Below are 16,807 nucleotides of genomic sequence, written 5' to 3' on the forward strand. Positions count from 1 at the left end.
GTCGGGTTGAGCCCAGGGCGGCCGCCGACGGGATGTGACCTGTCGGGGCGGGTCGGGTCGGGCCCGAGTCCGCCAGCCGACAGGTAGTGACCTGCCGGGCCGGGTCGGGTTGAGCCCGAGGCCGCGACCCGACGGGACGTGACCTGTCGGGGTGCGTCGGGTTGAGCCTACGGCGGCTAGCCGACGGGAAGTGACCTGTCGGGGCGCGTCGATCGATTAAAGCGACGTCGTCAGGGCTCTGCCTGCCCCGACGGGGCACCTTTGGGCGCGGAGGTCGGGGCGCGAGTTGAGTCCCCGATAGTGGTGTAGCGCGGTCGATGGGCGGGGGTGGCGTCAGCCGAGAAGGGGGACGTCGAGGTCGTAGGCGAGCACGATCGCTCGCGCGAGCTGGTGCTCCTGGTCGTCGCTGAGGAATCCGAGCGTGCGTCCGAGCAGTGACGCAGGGATGGTCACCACGTTGTCGAGGGACACGGCGCCCGCGTGGTCCAGCCCGTTGACGCGACCCACCGGGACCTCGTTGCTCAGGCCCTTGACGGTGGAGGTGATGGGGGCGACGGTCACCTTGGTCATGGCGCCTCGGGCGGCCTCGCGCGTGAGGACGAGCACGGGCCGAGTCTTGTCGACGCGCGCCAGACAGATCTCCCGCACAACCGTCAGCGGTCCAGGTCGGGGGAGGACGCGGACCACGTCACGAGGTCGTCGAGATCGTCGCCCGCGCCGTGCTCGGCGAGGATCGCCGCGTCGCGGACGGCGGCCCGGTGCCGCATCTCGCGCTCGATCGCCACGGCGACCAGCGCGGCCCGGCTCGGCACCTCGCCGGCGGCCACGGCCCGGTCGAGGTAGGTCACCATCTCGTCCGGCAGGCGGACGGCGATCTGGGTGGACATGGCGACATCCTACCGCCCCTGCATCCCGAGGTGGGATGCAGGTGGTCCGGGGCGGCTGCCGCGACGCCGGGTTGGGTGGGTCGTCATACATTGGCCGTATGACGCAGACCGGGGAGACGTGGCAGCAGCGGGAGGCTGCGCGCAAGGACGTCGCCCGCGAGGCGCGGGACCTGCCCCGCGAACCGGCTTCGTGGGGACCGCGGCTCGCGATCGCGGTGGCGACCCTCGTCTGGCTGACGACCCTGGTGTGGCTGGTCGTGACGCTGCCCGAGCGCGTGCCGACGCACTGGTCGGGCAGCACGGTCCCCGACGGGTGGTCGAGCCGCGGCACGGCGCTGGCGATGTCGGTGCTCCTGCCGCTGGCCCTCGCCTACCCGATGGTCTGGCTCTCGCGACTCGCCCTCGTGTGGCCCGACGGGATCAACGTGCCCCACAAGCAGTGGTGGCTCGAGCGGCCGCGCCGGCTGGTGAGGTTCGAGCGGCTGGTGCGCGAGGACCTGGTGCTGCTCGTCGCGGCGACCGTCGGGCTGCTGACGGCCGTCGACGTGCAGATCGGGATCGCCGCGCACCGCCCCGGCGGCGAGACGCCCGGATGGAGCGTCCCCGTGCTGCTGGGGACCTACCTGCTGCTGGTCGGCCTGGTGGTAGGGCGGATGGTGGTGGGGCGGCGCTACCGGCCGCGCGAGGACGACGCCGAGCTCGCCTGAGCGACCTCGCCTGAGCGATCTCGCCCGATCGACATCGCCTTCGCGACCTCGCCCGATCGACGCCGCCCCCGGTCCATGCTCCGGCGGTCAGGTGACGGCCGGCTCCCACACCGACCGTCCTGCCTCGGCTGCCTCGAGGTCGGGCACGAGCGCGCCGTCGAGCTGCTCGCGGAGGATGTCGGCGTGGCCCGCGTGCCGCGCCAGCTCCTCGACCAGGTGCAGCATCTCGTAGCGTCGGGTGGCCGTCATCGCCGGGAGGCCGTTCCACGGTGCCGGGGGCTGCAGGGACTCCTCGTCCGGGTCGGAGGCCAGGGTGCGGGCCCGGCAGTCGGCGCGGGCGGCGTCCAGCTCGGCGAGGACGCCGTCGACCGTGTGCCGGTCGTCGAAGGCGAAGGTGTCCATGAACGCGGCGACACCCTCCTCGGAGAAGTCGCCCGGTCGTCCCGACCCGGCGTGCTGGCGCAGCACCCAGGTGGTGTGCCGCACGAGCCCGCCGAGGCTCAGCCGGCTGCGGGCGGGGTGATCGGCTGCCTGCTCGTGGGTGAGGCCACGCAGCGAGGCGCGCAGCGCGTCGACCTGGGAGTCGGCGTAGCCCGCCAGCATCGCGAGCTCGGGGTCGGTGGTGGGTGCGTACATCAGCGGATCCCCTTGCCGGTCAGGATGTCTCGGCGGGCATAGAGGTCTCGCAGCAGCGCAATCTCGGCGCCGTGGTGGATGACCTCCCGGTTGATGTGGAGGACCAGGGCGGCGAGTGGCAGGTCGGCATACGGGCCCTCGGTGGGACCGCAGGGTGCGGCGAGGTCGTCGGGGGAGAGGGCGGTGGTCCCGGCGCGCCAGGCGTCGTAGGCGTCGTCCAGCTGGGCCAGCGCCCCGTCGGCCGTCGTCGCATAGGTCCACGACTGGTAGTCGGCGGGCGGTCCGCCGAAGTGGCCGTGGTTGCGCATGGCGAGGACCCCCACGATGACGTGGGCCAGCCGCCACGCGATGGTCGTGACCGGGGCGGGCACCGGCTCGGGATAGGCGAAGTCGATGGTGGTCGGCTCGCCCGGGTGGATGGTCCAGGCGGGCTGGGCCGGCTCCCAGAGGTACTCGTCGTCGGTGAGCCCGTCGAGCCTGGCGCGCAGCTGGTGCGTCCAGTGCCAGTGCAGCTGCTCGTCGAGCTGAGCGGCCCAGTCGAGCGGCGATGTGGTCCGTGTCGTGTTCATGGCTTCACTGTCGCGCCCCTTGCGGACACCTTCTGTCCGCAGTGTCCGGCAGGATGGGACGTATGGCGGACACCACCGCGCGGGCGCTGCGCCTGCTCTCACTGCTCCAGTCCAGGCCCGTGTGGGCCGGCCCCGACCTGGTCGCCGACCTGCACGTCACCGACCGGACGCTGCGCCGTGACATGCAGCGCCTGCGCGACCTGGGCTATCGCGTCGAGTCGGCGGCGGGGACCGGTGGCGGCTACCGCCTCGTGACGGGACGCGAGCTGCCCCCGCTGCTGCTGGACGACGACGAGGCCGTGGCGCTCGCGGTGTCCCTGCGCCTGGCCACGCAGGCCACGGTCGAGGGCATCGGCGACGCCTCCGTCCGGGCGCTGGGCAAGCTGGAGCAGGTGATGCCCGCGCCGCTGCGCGAGCGGGTGGCCGCGGTGCAGGAGTCGACCGTGGCGCTGGCGCGCGGGGGAGCGCGGGTCGACGTGGGCGCCGTCACCGACCTGGCCACCGCGGCGCGCGGACGCGTGCAGGTGCGCTTCGGCTACGTCAAGCGTGGCGGCGAGACGGGCGAGCGACGCGTCGAGCCCTACCACCTCGTGGTGGCGGGGCGACGGTGGTACCTCCTGGCGTGGGACCTGGATCGCGACGACTGGCGGGTCTTTCGCGTGGACCGGACCTCGGACGTCCACGTCACCACCTGGCGCTTCACGCCCCGGCCGTGCCCCGACCCGGCCGAGCACGTCCGCCAGGCCCTGGGGACGCGCGGGCAGCGCCATACGATCGTCGTCCGCCTGTCCGCCCCGGCGGACGCGGTGCGCGACCAGGTGCCCCCGACCATCGGCGTCGTGACCGAGGACGGGCCCGACCGCTGCGTCCTCACCGCGGGCACCGACGACCTGATGGGGGCGGCGTGGCACGTCCTCGCGCTCGCCGACGCGGTGGAGGTCGTCTCGCCACCGGAGCTCGTGGACGCCATGGCCGTGCTCGCGGCACGCGCCACGGCCGCCGCCCGTCCACCGACTGGTCAGGGACGGGCGGGGGTGGGTGCCGGGACGTGACCGGTCGGCGGGGTCCTGGGGCTCAGCGCGGGGAGGCTGCGCGCGGAGGCGGGGGTCGCAGGCCCTGCTCGCGCAGCTCCATCAGCGCCAGGGCGTGCACGACCTCGGGGTCGCCGCGGCGCCAGGCGCCGACCGGGTCCGGCGAGATGCGGGTCAGGCGCTCGAGGGGCTGACGGGCCATGGCGCGCAGCGCGAACAGGTCCAGGTCGGCCTCGGAGTCCACGAACCGCTGCGCGGCCGTCGCCGCCCGCACGAACGCCACGCGCCGCGACACCCACCACAGGGTGACGAGCAGGATCGGGACGGCCGCCGTGAGCAGGCCCAGCAGCCAGCCGATCTGCTGGATCTGGGCGACCAGGTCGCCCGACGACCGCGCGATGCCGTCGCCGGTGCCCGACGCCTTGTCGAACGGCACCTTGAGCGTGTCGCCCACCATCGGCAGGTCACCGACCGACGAGCTGGCGTCGCGCATGGTGCGACCCAGGTCGCTCGCCCGTGACTGGATCCCCACGACGGGGTCGGCGAGGCGGACCACCGTGTCCTGCACCAGGCGCCCGACCCACACCCACGAGGCGATCCACCCGAGCAGCAGCAGGTCGCCCAGGACCTGTCGGAGTCGTCGGGCCGGGGCGGCGGCATACAGCGTCATGGGCCCAGTGTCGCCGGGACCCCACCCCGCAGGAGGGGGCGACACCCCCGTGGCTAGACTCGCGAGTGTCGGGCGACGGGGGCGATCCCTCCGGAGCCAGGTCGAGCACGGGGCCGACGGCGTCCCCGGCGTGGACAGGAGAGAGCACATGTTGGTTGGCATCCCCCGCGAGATCAAGAACAACGAGTTCCGTGTGGCGATCACCCCCTCGGGTGTGCACGAGCTGGTCGCTCACTGCCACGAGGTGTTCGTCGAGAAGTCCGCGGGCGCAGGGTCGTCCATCACCGACGAGGACTACACGTCGGCCGGGGCCACCATCATCGACTCGGCCGACGAGGTGTGGGCGCAGGCCGACATGATCCTCAAGGTCAAGGAGCCGATCGAGGCCGAGTACCACCGCATGCGCGAGGGGCAGACCCTCTTCACCTACCTCCACCTCGCGGCGGACCGCCCTCTGACCGAGGAGCTCATGAGGCGCAAGGTCACGGGCATCGCCTACGAGACCGTCCAGCTCCCCGACCGCTCGCTGCCGCTGCTGGCCCCCATGTCCGAGGTCGCGGGCCGCCTCGCGGCGCAGGTCGGCGCGTACTACCTCATGAAGACCAACGGCGGACGCGGCGTCCTCATGGGCGGCGTGCCCGGCGTGCAGGGCGCCAACGTCGTCGTCCTCGGCGCCGGCGTGGCCGGCCTCAACGCCGCGCAGATCGCCGTGGGCATGCACGCCCGCGTCAAGCTGCTCGACATCAACATCGCCCGGCTGCGCTACCTCGACGCGATCTATCAGGGCCACCTCAACACGGTGACCTCCAACGCGCTCGAGGTCGCCCAGGCCGTGCGGGAGGCCGACCTGGTCATCGGCGCGGTCCTCGTGCCCGGCGCCAAGGCCCCCAAGCTCGTCACCAACGAGCTCGTGTCGCAGATGCGCCCCGGCTCGGTGCTCGTCGACATCGCCATCGACCAGGGCGGCTGCTTCGAGGACTCGCGGCCCACGACCCACGCGGACCCCGTCTACCAGGTGCACGGCTCGACGATGTACTGCGTCGCCAACATGCCGGGCTCGGTGGCCAACACCTCCACCTACGCCCTCACCAACGCGACCCTGCCGTATGCCGTGGCGCTCGCCGACAAGGGCTGGCGTGCGGCGCTCGAGGCCGACCACGCGCTGGCGCTGGGGCTCAACACCTACGACGGCCGCGTGACCTTCCCCGGCGTGGCGGAGGCCTTCGACCTGGAGTGCACGCCGGTCGACGAGGTGCTGCGCTGAAGCCGGAGCGCGCCATCCGTGGGTGGCTCGACCACCTGACCGTGGAGCGGGGCGTGTCCGACAACACGCTCTCGTCCTACGGGCGTGACATGCGCCGCTACCAGGCCTACCTGGAGCAGCGCGGCATCACCGACATCGCGCAGGTGCGCGAGGAGGACGTCGCGTCCTTCCTCGCGCACCTGCGCACGTCGGCGCCGGGCGAGGGTGACGCGCCGGGGCGCACGGCCCTGTCGGCGTCCTCGGCCGCCCGCACCCTGATCGCGGTGCGCGGCCTGCACCGGTTCCTGCTGCTCGAGGGCGTGACCCAGGTCGACCCCGCCCGCGAGGTGCGGCCGCCCGCCGTGGGGACGCGGCTGCCCAAGGCCATCCGCATCGACGAGGTGGAGCGACTCCTCGAGGCGTCCTCCGTCGGCGACCCCCCGGTGTCCCTGCGCGACCGTGCGCTGCTGGAGGTCGTCTACGCCACCGGCGCCCGCATCTCCGAGGCGGTGGGGCTCGACCTCGACGACCTGCCCGGGCCCGACGTGCCCGAGGAGGAGGCCGCCGTCCGGCTGCTCGGCAAGGGCGGCAAGGAGCGGCTCGTCCCCCTCGGGTCCTTCGCCCGCGAGGCGATCGGCGCGTATGTCGTGCGCGCCCGCCCCCTGCTCGCCGCCAAGGGATCCGGCGGACCCGCCCTGTTCCTCAACCAGCGCGGACGCCGGCTGTCCCGGCAGAGCGCGTGGGCCGTCATCCAGGTCGCGGCCGAGCGCGCCGGGCTCGACCAGCACCTGTCACCGCACACGCTGCGCCACTCCTTCGCCACCCACCTGCTCGACGGCGGCGCCGACGTCCGCGTGGTGCAGGAGCTGCTGGGGCACGCGAGCGTCACGACCACGCAGATCTACACCCAGGTCACCGTCCAACGGCTCCGCGAGGTCTTTGCCGAGTCCCACCCGCGTGCTCGCTGAGGTCGCGGGTGGGTGCGGCGATCAGGGCGCTGATCCCTAGGATGAGGGCGTGATGCTGCCCGAGTGGTTGGTGTGGTGGGCGCTGCCTCCTGCGGAGCGCTACCTGCGGCGACGATCGCCGATGGCCCCCATGGTGCCGACGAGCGGTCAGCTGCCGCGCGGTTCCGCGCCATACGCCCCGCTCACCGATCGACCGCTCACCGAGGACGAGCTCGGCCGGTGGCAGGCGGAGAACCCGATGCCCGAGCCGGACGAGGAGGAGCTCGAGCGCGGGTTCTGCGCAGAGCAGCAGCGCCAGCGTCGTCGGTCGCGGCGCCGGACCCGAGGTGGTCGACGAGGTCGCCCTGCAGGTCGCCGGCGCGCTCGCACAGGTCACCACGTGACCGGAGTGTGATCACGCACCGTGGTCACGGTATGGTCACGTGTGACTGATCTGCGCGACGCAGACCGCCGCACCAGCGTGGGAGATGATCGACCGGTGAGCCACCCGGAGCAGACCCAGCAGCAGCCGAGCGCCTACGAGTCGCCGCGTCATGACGTCCTCCCCGGGACAGACGGGGTGTTCGAGGGCAACATGGGCCCGACCGGCCGACCCATGATCGACTTCCCCGAGCCGCCGCCGCTCACCAGCCACGGCCCGGCGCGCGTCATCGCCATGTGCAACCAGAAGGGCGGGGTCGGCAAGACGACCACCACCATCAACCTGGGGGCGGCGCTCGCGGAGCTCGGGCGCAAGGTGCTCATGGTCGACTTCGACCCGCAGGGCGCGCTGTCCGTGGGTTTCGGAATCCGCACCAACGACCTCGACACCACGATCTACAACCTGCTCGTCGAGCGCGGCCTGGACGTGCGCGAGGTCATCCAGCCGACGCGCACCGACAACGTCGACATCATCCCGGCCAACATCGACCTGTCCGCCGCCGAGGTCCAGCTGGTCGGCGAGGTCGCGCGCGAGCAGATCCTGGCGCGGGTGCTGCGCCCGGTGATGGACGACTACGACGTCATCCTCATCGACTGCCAGCCGTCCCTCGGCCTGCTCACCGTCAACGCGCTGACAGCGGCGCACGGCGTCGTCATCCCGCTGGAGTGCGAGTTCTTCGCCATGCGCGGCGTGGCGCTGCTGGTCGAGACGATCGAGAAGATCATCGACCGGCTCAACCCGCGCCTGCAGATCGACGGGATCCTGGCGACGATGTATGACGGCCGCACGCTGCACAGCCGCGAGGTCGTCCGCTCGGTGGTCGACCACTTCGGCGACACCGTCTTTCACACCGTCATCAGCCGCACGGTGAAGTTCCCGGACGCCACCCTGGCCGCCGAGCCGATCACGACCTACGCGTCCGCGCACAGCGGCGCCGAGGCCTACCGCCGGCTGGCGCGGGAGCTCATCGCCCGCGGTGGTGCCGCCTGAGCGTCATGACCGAGCCAGGTCGGGCAGCGGAGGCCACGCCGGGCGGCGTCATCACCCGACGAGCGGCGGTCACGCCGTTCGAGGTGCACCTGGACAACTTCGACGGGCCGTTCGACCTGCTGCTGGGGCTGATCAGCAAGCACAAGCTCGACATCACCGAGATCGCGCTGGCCACCGTCACCGACGAGTTCATCGCCCACATCCGCGCTGCCCAGAAGGCCGCGGACGAGGGCGGGCAGGACTGGGACCTCTCCCAGGCGTCGGAGTTCCTGCTCGTGGCGGCGACCCTGCTCGACCTCAAGGCCGCGCGCCTGCTGCCCAGCTCGGGGCCCGACGACGAGGAGGACCTCGCCCTCATCGAGGCGCGTGACCTGCTCTTCGCCCGCCTGCTGCAGTACCGCGCCTACAAGCAGATCGCGGGCGCCTTCGCCGAGCGCATGTCGACGCACGGCCGCATCACGGCACGCCAGGCCGGGCTCGAGCCGCAGTTCGCCCGGCTGCTGCCCGAGCTGGTCATGGCCGTCACGCCGGAGCAGCTGGCCATGATCGCGGCCCGCGCGCTCACCCCCCGCGAGGCGCCGACCGTGGGCCTGGCCCACCTGCACGCCGCTCAGGTGTCGGTGCGCGAGCAGGCGTCGATCGTCGTGGGCCGGCTGCGCTCGCACGGCACGATGTCCTTCCGGTCCCTGGTCGCCGACGCCGACTCCACGCTCGTCGTGGTCGCACGGTTCCTGTCCCTGCTCGAGCTGTTCAAGGAGGCGGTCGTGTCCTTCGAGCAGGCCGAGGCCCTGGGCGAGCTCGACGTGCGGTGGACCGGCGAGGACCGCGAGGACGTGGAGATCACGGGGGAGTTCGACGCCGCCGACATGGCTGCAGCCGCCGACGCCGCGGAGGTGGCCGCCGCCGCCGTGCTCGCGGGCGGCGAATCCGTGACCGAGCGCGACGGGGACCCCAGCGACGAGGAGCAGCGCCTCATGGCGGAGGCCGCCCTGGCGGCGGCGAACGACATACCTGCTGGTCAGGACCGGGAAGGAGGGCGGGCGCATGTCTGAGGCTCAGGTCGAGGTGCAGGCCGTCGAGCCGCAATCTCAGGTCGAGGAGGATGTCTTCGATGTCCGCGACTTCCCGGCCGGGCTGCGCGGTGCGCTCGAGGCCGTCCTCATGGTCGTGGAGGAGCCGATCGACGAGAGCACCCTCGCGGCCGCGCTGGAGGTCCCCCTCGACCAGGTGCGCAAGCAGCTCGTCGACCTGGCCCGGGAGTACGACGAGGGCTCGCGTGGTTACCAGCTGCGGGACTTCGCCGGTGGCTGGCGCATCTACTCCCGCCCGGAGTACGCCCCGGCCGTCGAGAAGTTCCTGCTCGACGGGCAGCGCGCCAAGCTCACCCAGGCCTCCCTGGAGACCCTGGCGGTCATCGCCTACCGGCAGCCGGTGTCCCGGGCCCGCGTCAGCGCGGTCCGCGGCGTCAGCGTCGACGGCGTGATCCGCACCCTCATGACCCGTGGCCTGATCACCGAGACCGGCCACGACGAGACCACCGGGGCCGTGCTCTACGGCACGACCCCCTACTTCTTGCAGCGGATGGGCCTCTCGAGCCTGGACGAGCTGCCGGCCCTGGCGCCGTACCTGCCAGACACCGACATCCTCGACGAGATCGCAGAACAGGGGCGCTGACATGAGTCCGCAGCCGAACAGGTCCAACAGGTCATCCGGGTCCGCCGGCGGAGGCCGCCGCGGCGGCACCGGAGGCACGGGTGGCGCCGGCCGCTCCGGCGGCACGGGAGGCTTCGACCGCTCCGGTGGCGCCGGTCGCTCAGGTGGGTCGGGCGGCACCAGCCGCTCGAGCGCGCCGGGAGCCCCCCGCCGCATGGGCCCCGGGGCCAAGCGCATCGCCGGGCAGCGTCGCGCCGCCCAGCAGCCGCAGCGCGCCCGCTCCACCGAGCCCTACGTCGACGTGCACAACCCCGAGGGCACCCGCCTGCAGAAGCTCCTCGCGAGCGCCGGCGTCGGCAGCCGCCGCACCTGCGAGCGACTCATCGCCGAGGGGCACGTCCAGGTCGACGGCCACGTCGTCACCGACATGGGGGTGCGCGTCGACCCCGAGACCCAGCAGGTCCACGTGGACGGCGACCGGGTGATCTTCGACGAGAGCAAGGTCTACCTGGCGTTCAACAAGCCGCTCAACGTCGTGACGAGCATGCACGACGAGCTCGGCCGCGTGGACATCGGCGACTACCTCGGCGAGGGCCGCAAGCAGCGGCTCTTCCACGTCGGACGGCTCGACCAGGACACCGAGGGGCTGCTCCTGCTGACCAACGACGGTGAGCTCGCGCACCGGCTGCAGCACCCGGCGTACGGCGTCACCAAGACCTATCTCGCGCAGGTCCCCGGCCCGCTGCCGCGCGACCTGGGGCAGCAGCTGCGCGACGGTGTCGAGCTCGAGGACGGTCCCGTGCGCGTCGACTCGTTCAAGGTCGTCGACTCCTCGCCGGGCAAGGCCGTCGTCGAGGTGGTCCTGCACGAGGGCCGCAAGCACGTCGTCCGCCGCATGATGGAGGCGGTCGGCCACCCGGTGCTCAACCTCGTCCGCATCAAGGTCGGCGAGGTCGGCCTCGGCACCCTCAAGGCCGGCAAGATGCGGGCCCTCACGCGCGCCGAGGTGTCCTCGCTCTACGACGCGGCCCAGCTGTGACCCGAGCCCGGATCGTCGGCACCGGCCTGATCGGCACGTCGATCGGCCTTGCGCTGCGCGCCGCCGGGTGGCAGGTCAGCCTGCAGGACCCGTCCCCGACGGCGGCGGCCCTTGCCCGTGACCTCGGGGCCGGGACCATCGACGACGAGACGCCCGACGTCGTGGTCGTCGCCGCGCCCCCGGACGTGGCGGCCCGGGTCGTTGCCGAGCAGCTCGAGCGCTGGCCGGGGGCCGCGGTGACCGACGTCGCCTCGGTCAAGGGCGCCATCGCCTCCGGGGTCGCGGCCCTCGCCGGCCCCGGGTCCGTCGAGCGGTATGTCGGGAGCCACCCCATGGCGGGGCGCGAGCGATCCGGCGCGGTGGCCGGACGGCCCGACCTGTTCGAGGGCCGGGCGTGGGTCGTCGTGCCGACGCCACGGTCGGCCCCCGAGGCCGTGGACGCCGTGCGCGCCCTGGCCGCCGCCGCCCGGGGCGAGGTCGTCGTGATGACGGCCGACGAGCACGACGCGGCGGTCGCGGCCGTCTCGCACGTCCCCCAGGTCATGGCCACCCTCACGGCCGCGCGCCTGCGCGACCGCGACGAGCACGCCGTGGGGCTCGCCGGCCAGGGCCTGCGGGACGTCACCCGCATCGCCGCCAGCGACCCGCAGCTGTGGACCCAGATCCTCGCGGGCAACGCCGCCGGGGTCCGTGAGGTGCTGCTCGACGTGCAGGAGGACCTCGCCGCGGCCCTGGACGCGCTCGCCGCGCTGGCCGACGAGGCCTCGACGAGCGGCGCGGACGACGGCCCCCACGGCGAGCGTCGTGGCGAGCACGCGAACGCGCTCGGCGGGCGGTACGCCCCCGCCCCTGGTGCTCCCGGTGCCCGGGCCGTGCTCGCCCGGCTCCTCGACGACGGCAACCGCGGCCGTGCCCTCGTCCCCGGCAAGCACGGTGGCGCGCCGACGGCATACGACGTGGTCACGGTCGTGATCCCCGACGAACCGGGCTCGCTGGGGCGGCTGTTCGCCGAGGTCGGCGACGCGGGCATCAACATCGAGGACCTGCACCTGGAGCACGCCGTCGGTCACCCGGTGGCGCTGGCCGAGGTGTCGGTGCTGCCCGCCGCGAGCGACCGGCTGCGCGACCACCTGCGGTCCACGGGATGGCGGATCCACTAGGCTCGCGGGCATGACCAGCAGCGCCTCGCAGACCCCCGCTCCGACCCCGCCAGGCGACCACATGAACGGCCCTGACCTGGTCGTCGTCGCCATCGACGGGCCCTCGGGGTCGGGCAAGTCCAGCGTCGCGCGAGCGGTCGCGTCGCGGCTGCGCTACGGCTACCTCGACACCGGGGCGATGTATCGCGCGGCCACCTGGTGGTGCCTCGACCAGCACGTCGACCTGACCGACGCCGAGGGCGTGGCCGCCACCGTCCGGGCCATGCCGCTGACCATCGGGACCGACCCCGAGTCGCCGGGCGTCGAGGTGGGCGGGACCGACGTGTCCGTGCCGATCCGCACGACCGAGATCTCGACCCAGGTCAGCGCCGTCGCCACCAACCTCGAGGTCCGTGCCGAGCTGCGTCGGCGGCAGCGCGAGATCATCGGGCTGGTGGGGCGCGAGCGCGGCGGCGTCGTCGCCGAGGGGCGTGACATCACGACCGTCGTCGCGCCGGACTCCGACGTACGGATCCTGCTCTACGCCAGCGAGGAGGCCCGCCTCGCGCGACGCTCGACCGAGCTGCACGGCAATGCCTCCACCGCCAACGTCGAGGCGACCCGCGACCAGATCGTGCGCCGCGACCGCGACGACTCGACCGTGTCGAGCTTCATGCAGGCCGCACCCGGCGTCACCACGATCGACACCTCCGACCTGACGCTGCAGGGCTCGGTCGAGGCGGTGCTGGACCAGATCGCGTCCGACCTGGGCCGCATCCGTGACTGACCGCCGCGAGCTCGACCCCGCCATCGCGAGCGACCGGCTGATGGGGGCGACGGCCCGGGCGGTGCGGGGAGTCCTGCGCCTCTATCGCCTGTCCGTCCTCGGGCGCGCGTCGTTCCCCGCGTCGGGGCCGGTGGTCCTCGTCGCCAACCACAGCGGGGTGCTCGACGGCCCGCTCGTCGCCGCGGTCGCGCCCCGGACCCCGCACTTCCTGGTCAAGCAGGAGCTGTATGCCGGCCGCGTCGGTCGCCTCCTGCTGCGGCTGGGCCAGATCCCCGTCGACCGCACGACCGGTGACCGTCAGGCCCTGGCCTCGGCCCGCACGGTCCTGGATGCCGGGGGAGTAGTCGGCGTGTTCCCCGAGGGCACCCGCGGCACCGGAGAGGTCGCCGCCGTGCAGCAGGGCGCCGCCTGGCTCGTGCTGCAGACCGGCGCGCAGGTCGTGCCCGTGGCCTGCGTCGGCACGCGCGCTCCCGGACGAGGTGCCGGGTCGCTGCCCGGGCCGGGTGCCCGCATGGTGGTGGCGTTCGGCGAACCCTTCTCCGTCGAGGCGCCCGCCGGCGTCCCCGGTCGCGAGCGCCTCCGCCTCGCGACGTCCCAGATCCACGAGCACCTGCGCGAGCACGTCGCCGCCCACCGATGATGGCCATGGCTCGTTATCAGATATGATCATTCTATGGATGGGCTCTCGGAGGTGCTGCAGTCGGCCGTCCGGCTCCAGCGGCTGGTGCCGGATGCCGTGCTGGTCGGTGACTCGGCAGCCGCCTACTACGCCGGTCACCGCCAGCCCTTACACCACGACCATGTCCTGACCGACCTGGTCGAGCGCTACGGGGCTGTCCTCGACGCGGTCGAGGCGAGCGACGGCTGGGCCACCAGCGTGCGGGCGTCGTCCCCGCCGTTCACCATCCTCGGCTCCCTGGACGGGGTCGAGGCAGGGCTTCGACAGCTGCGACGGCGTCGCCCGCTGGAGACCGCGTGCGTCGAGGTGGCCGGCGCCGGGGAGCTGGTGGTGCCGACGATCGAGGAGACCCTGCGCGTCAAGGCCTACCTGGTGGTCCAGCGCAACCAGACCCGGGACTACCTCGACGTCGCTGCCCTGGCGGACGCGATGGGTCACGCGCCTGCCGTGACGACGCTGCTCGCCATCGACGACTACTACGCGGACCGATCCGACGAGCAGGGTGCCGTGTCAACACTTCTCGTGGAGCGGTTGGCCCAGCCCGACCCCCGCGACCGCCGCACGATCGACGAGCTGCCTCGATACAAGGGGCTGCTGCCCCGGTGGCACGACTGGTCGGCGGTGGTGCAGGTGTGCGCAGACCTGGCCGCGGCCATGGTGGACGGAGGCGAGTGATGGCGCTGAGCTTTCGCAACGTCGATGCCGACCCGAGCGACCCGGTCGAGTCGTGGGCCTACGAGGGCCTGGTCACGGCCGTCGAGCGCGGCGGTCTGGCCGACTGGCGCCGGATCCATCGCGCCGTCCAGGCCGACCCGTGGGGCCCGGTGGCGCGCTCGCTCGAGGACTACTTCAGCTACGAGCAGCCGTATGGCGTGACGCCGCTCCTGCAGCGCTCGATCGCCGACGCACGCGCGGCCGCCGAGGCGGCCGAGAAGGCGGCGGTGGCCGACGAGGTCACGGCGCTCGTCGCGGCGAGCGGCCTGTCGCGCAAGGCCTTCGCCGAGCGGATCGGCACGTCACCGTCGCGGCTGTCGACCTACGCGTCCGGCAAGGTCTCGCCGGCGGCCTCGCTGGTCGTCCGGATGCGTCGCGTCGCCGGGGTCGGCTGAACGTCATCGGCCACGACCTGTCGACATCCACTCAGGAGGTGGTTGAGCGCGAGCGCGGCGTTGGTCGCCTGGTCGTCCGGGGTGGCGGCCCACAGATGGCCCACCTGGTGGTCCACGGCAGCAGTCACGCCGGCGACAAGCAGGCGCCCCTCCTCGGTCAAGGCGTCTTCTCGTAGCAGGCCACGCGCGTGGAGCCCCGCGACGATGCCCACGGCATACGGGTATTGACCCTCCCCGGCGACGAAGTCCGCGAGCGAGCCGGCGGGTCTGCGGTCCTGAGCCAGCCTCAGGGTGACCCACTCCGGTTCGCCGAGGTCATGGTGCTCGAGGATCCTCTGCAGGACCCGGTTGAGCGCCTTCTCGGTCTGGCCTATCAGCCGCGGGCCTAACGGAATCATGGGTCCCCCCTGCTTCCTGGGAGATGACCGTCCTGGGGGATGAGGTCCTCACGGCGGTCCCGGGCGGTCGAGGCCAGCTGGTCCAGGAATGACCGCGACGGTCGACGCCGCCTCCTGGTCGAGCGTCGCGGTCAGCGCGTGGCCAGGACCCCGGTGAGGGTGGCTGCGCGGATGCCCGTCCGGCGGGACAGGTGGGCGCGTCGCGTCGCTCGTTCGGGCCGCGGCGGGGCGTGAGGGACAATGGGATGCCGGTGCCCGCTCCGCGGCATACGGCAAGGACTGCTGAAGGACCGCTCACGTGACCGACCACGACAACCCGACCTCCGACGAGACTCCGGTGGGATCCGCGGCGGACGACACCCTCGACGAGGGGGTCGAGCAGGCGCTGCGTACAGGGCTCGAGGACTTCGAGCTGTCCGAGGAGGACCGCGCCCTCATCGACGCCGAGCCGGGCTCGCAGGACGACGACGACAACGCCGGCCCGCTGCCGGTGCTGGCCGTGGTCGGGCGTCCCAACGTCGGCAAGTCCACCCTGGTCAACCGCATCCTCGGCCGCCGCGAGGCCGTCGTCGAGGACGTGCCCGGCGTGACCCGCGACCGCGTCGCCTACGAGGCGGAGTGGACCGGGCGGCGCTTCACGCTCGTGGACACCGGCGGCTGGGAGGTCGACGCCCGGGGCATCCACCTGCGCGTCGCCGAGCAGGCCGAGGTGGCCGTCGAGCTGGCCGACGCCGTGATGTTCGTCGTGGACGCGACGGTCGGCGCGACCGACACCGACGAGGCCGTCGTCAAGATGCTGCGCCGCTCCGGCAAGCCCGTGATCCTCGTGGCCAACAAGGTCGACGACCAGCGCGCCGAGGCCGACGCCGCCATGCTGTGGGGCCTCGGGCTCGGTCAGCCGTGGCCCGTCTCCGCGCTGCACGGCCGCGGCTCCGGCGACGTCCTCGACGAGGTGCTGCGGGTGCTGCCCGAGGTGTCCAAGGTCGGTGGCGCCTACGAGCGCGGCGGGCCGCGTCGCGTGGCGCTGCTCGGGCGCCCCAACGTCGGCAAGTCCTCGCTGCTCAACCGCCTGGCGGGCGAGGAGCGCGTCGTCGTCGACACCGTCGCCGGCACCACCCGCGACCCCGTCGACGAGCTGATCCGCCTCGGCGACACCACCTGGCGGTTCGTCGACACCGCCGGCATCCGGCGGCGCGTGCACCAGACGCGCGGCGCCGACTTCTACGCCAGCCTGCGCACCCAGTCGGCCCTCGAGAAGGCCGAGGTCGCCATCGTCCTCGTCGACGCCGGCGAGCCGATCTCCGAGCAGGACATCCGCGTCATCCAGCAGGTCGTCGACGCCGGCCGCGCCCTGATCGTCGCCTACAACAAGTGGGACACCGTGGACGAGGAGCGCCGCTACTACCTCGAGCGCGAGATCGAGCGCGAGCTCGTCCAGATCCAGTGGGCCCCGCGCGTCAACCTGTCGGCGCTGACCGGGCGCAACACGGGCAAGCTCGTGCCCTATCTCGAGACGGCCCTGGACTCGTGGGACATGCGCGTGCCCACCGGGCGCCTCAACGCGTTCTTCGGCGAGATCGTCGCCGCCCACCCGCACCCCGTGCGCGGAGGCAAGCAGCCGCGCATCCTGTTCGCCACCCAGGCGTCCACGCGACCGCCGCGGTTCGTGGTCTTCGCGTCCGGCTTCATCGAGGCGGGCTACCGGCGCTTCCTCGAGCGGCGGCTGCGCGAGGAGTTCGGCTTCGAGGGCACGCCGATCGAGATCTCGGTGCGCGTGCGCGAGAAGCGCGGCCGGCAGTCGCGGTAGGCACCCGGCATACGGCCGGGGAGAGTGGGGCTGGCACCCACGGCACCCGACCCACGACGACGTCGAGGAGGACC

Annotated in this window: 21 protein-coding genes; 15 read left to right on the forward strand and 6 right to left on the reverse strand. The window is 73.0% G+C overall.

Features of this window, described 5'->3' with window-relative positions:
* Positions 1-333: 333 nt before the first annotated feature.
* The gene (locus B4K29_RS16250) at positions 334-687 is read right to left on the reverse strand and encodes a type II toxin-antitoxin system PemK/MazF family toxin (protein WP_313666869.1); all 354 of its coding nucleotides are present in this window, start codon (positions 685-687) and stop codon (positions 334-336) included.
* Entirely contained in the window at positions 654-887 is a 234-nt protein-coding gene (locus B4K29_RS16255) for a hypothetical protein (protein ID WP_286968156.1), read from the reverse strand. Before B4K29_RS16255 ends, B4K29_RS16250 begins: the two co-directional genes overlap by 34 nt.
* A gap of 98 nt (positions 888-985) precedes the next feature.
* Here B4K29_RS16255 and B4K29_RS16260 point away from each other — a divergent pair, with 98 nt between their 5' ends.
* Entirely contained in the window at positions 986-1,594 is a 609-nt protein-coding gene (locus B4K29_RS16260) for a DUF1648 domain-containing protein (RefSeq protein WP_286968157.1), read from the forward strand.
* Positions 1,595-1,681: 87 nt separating this feature from the next.
* Here the strand turns inward: B4K29_RS16260 and B4K29_RS16265 are convergent, their stop codons facing one another.
* Together B4K29_RS16265 and B4K29_RS16270 are read right to left on the reverse strand one after the other, a co-directional pair.
* Positions 1,682-2,230, reverse strand: coding sequence for a DUF664 domain-containing protein (locus B4K29_RS16265; RefSeq protein ID WP_019285712.1), 549 nt, complete (start codon positions 2,228-2,230; stop codon positions 1,682-1,684).
* On the reverse strand, positions 2,230-2,799 hold the full coding sequence (locus B4K29_RS16270) for a DinB family protein (RefSeq protein WP_286968158.1): 570 nt from the start codon (positions 2,797-2,799) through the stop codon (positions 2,230-2,232). The genes B4K29_RS16265 and B4K29_RS16270 overlap by 1 nt, the downstream gene beginning before the upstream one ends.
* A gap of 62 nt (positions 2,800-2,861) precedes the next feature.
* Here B4K29_RS16270 and B4K29_RS16275 point away from each other — a divergent pair, with 62 nt between their 5' ends.
* Positions 2,862-3,851 (forward strand): helix-turn-helix transcriptional regulator, encoded by a 990-nt coding sequence (locus tag B4K29_RS16275; protein WP_286968159.1) that lies wholly within the window; start codon positions 2,862-2,864, stop codon positions 3,849-3,851.
* Between the two features lie 22 nt (positions 3,852-3,873).
* Here the strand turns inward: B4K29_RS16275 and B4K29_RS16280 are convergent, their stop codons facing one another.
* Complete coding sequence (locus B4K29_RS16280; protein WP_239262461.1) at positions 3,874-4,500, reverse strand: hypothetical protein; 627 nt, start codon at positions 4,498-4,500, stop codon at positions 3,874-3,876.
* Positions 4,501-4,648: 148 nt separating this feature from the next.
* On the opposite strand from B4K29_RS16280, the gene ald reads away from it, so the two are divergent.
* The 12 genes from ald to B4K29_RS16340 all read left to right on the forward strand — a co-directional run bounded on the left by ald (position 4,649) and on the right by B4K29_RS16340 (position 14,528).
* Complete coding sequence (ald, locus tag B4K29_RS16285; protein ID WP_286968160.1) at positions 4,649-5,764, forward strand: alanine dehydrogenase; 1,116 nt, start codon at positions 4,649-4,651, stop codon at positions 5,762-5,764.
* Positions 5,734-6,711, forward strand: coding sequence for a site-specific tyrosine recombinase XerD (gene xerD, locus B4K29_RS16290; protein WP_376786874.1), 978 nt, complete (start codon positions 5,734-5,736; stop codon positions 6,709-6,711). Before ald ends, xerD begins: the two co-directional genes overlap by 31 nt.
* 49 nt (positions 6,712-6,760) lie before the next feature.
* A complete protein-coding gene (locus B4K29_RS16295; RefSeq protein WP_286968161.1) occupies positions 6,761-7,105 on the forward strand; it encodes a hypothetical protein in 345 nt (114 codons plus the stop codon).
* Positions 7,106-7,285: 180 nt separating this feature from the next.
* Complete coding sequence (locus tag B4K29_RS16300; protein ID WP_084412477.1) at positions 7,286-8,122, forward strand: ParA family protein; 837 nt, start codon at positions 7,286-7,288, stop codon at positions 8,120-8,122.
* Positions 8,123-8,127: 5 nt separating this feature from the next.
* Entirely contained in the window at positions 8,128-9,174 is a 1,047-nt protein-coding gene (locus tag B4K29_RS16305; RefSeq protein WP_286968162.1) for a segregation and condensation protein A, read from the forward strand.
* On the forward strand, positions 9,167-9,796 hold the full coding sequence (gene scpB, locus B4K29_RS16310) for an SMC-Scp complex subunit ScpB (RefSeq protein WP_286968163.1): 630 nt from the start codon (positions 9,167-9,169) through the stop codon (positions 9,794-9,796). The genes B4K29_RS16305 and scpB overlap by 8 nt, the downstream gene beginning before the upstream one ends.
* A 1-nt stretch (position 9,797) precedes the next feature.
* Entirely contained in the window at positions 9,798-10,814 is a 1,017-nt protein-coding gene (locus B4K29_RS16315) for a pseudouridine synthase (RefSeq protein ID WP_239262450.1), read from the forward strand.
* Positions 10,811-11,974: a prephenate dehydrogenase gene (locus B4K29_RS16320; RefSeq protein ID WP_239262448.1), complete on the forward strand. Its 1,164-nt coding sequence runs from the start codon at positions 10,811-10,813 to the stop codon at positions 11,972-11,974. The genes B4K29_RS16315 and B4K29_RS16320 overlap by 4 nt, the downstream gene beginning before the upstream one ends.
* Before the next feature lie 61 nt (positions 11,975-12,035).
* Positions 12,036-12,740: a (d)CMP kinase gene (gene cmk / locus B4K29_RS16325; protein ID WP_286968221.1), complete on the forward strand. Its 705-nt coding sequence runs from the start codon at positions 12,036-12,038 to the stop codon at positions 12,738-12,740.
* Entirely contained in the window at positions 12,733-13,380 is a 648-nt protein-coding gene (locus B4K29_RS16330) for a lysophospholipid acyltransferase family protein (RefSeq protein ID WP_286968165.1), read from the forward strand. The genes cmk and B4K29_RS16330 overlap by 8 nt, the downstream gene beginning before the upstream one ends.
* 33 nt (positions 13,381-13,413) lie before the next feature.
* The gene (locus B4K29_RS16335) at positions 13,414-14,094 is read left to right on the forward strand and encodes a hypothetical protein (RefSeq protein WP_286968167.1); all 681 of its coding nucleotides are present in this window, start codon (positions 13,414-13,416) and stop codon (positions 14,092-14,094) included.
* Entirely contained in the window at positions 14,094-14,528 is a 435-nt protein-coding gene (locus B4K29_RS16340; protein ID WP_286968168.1) for a helix-turn-helix domain-containing protein, read from the forward strand. The genes B4K29_RS16335 and B4K29_RS16340 overlap by 1 nt, the downstream gene beginning before the upstream one ends.
* Here the strand turns inward: B4K29_RS16340 and B4K29_RS16345 are convergent.
* On the reverse strand, positions 14,456-14,926 hold the full coding sequence (locus B4K29_RS16345) for a hypothetical protein (RefSeq protein ID WP_286968170.1): 471 nt from the start codon (positions 14,924-14,926) through the stop codon (positions 14,456-14,458). The genes B4K29_RS16340 and B4K29_RS16345 overlap by 73 nt on opposite strands.
* A gap of 337 nt (positions 14,927-15,263) precedes the next feature.
* On the opposite strand from B4K29_RS16345, the gene der reads away from it, so the two are divergent.
* A complete protein-coding gene (gene der, locus B4K29_RS16350) occupies positions 15,264-16,733 on the forward strand; it encodes a ribosome biogenesis GTPase Der (RefSeq protein ID WP_286968223.1) in 1,470 nt (489 codons plus the stop codon).
* Positions 16,734-16,807 lie beyond the last annotated feature (74 nt).

This window comes from Arsenicicoccus sp. UBA6765 (assembly GCF_002453335.1).
In the GTDB taxonomy this organism is placed as follows: domain Bacteria; phylum Actinomycetota; class Actinomycetes; order Actinomycetales; family Dermatophilaceae; genus Arsenicicoccus; species Arsenicicoccus bolidensis.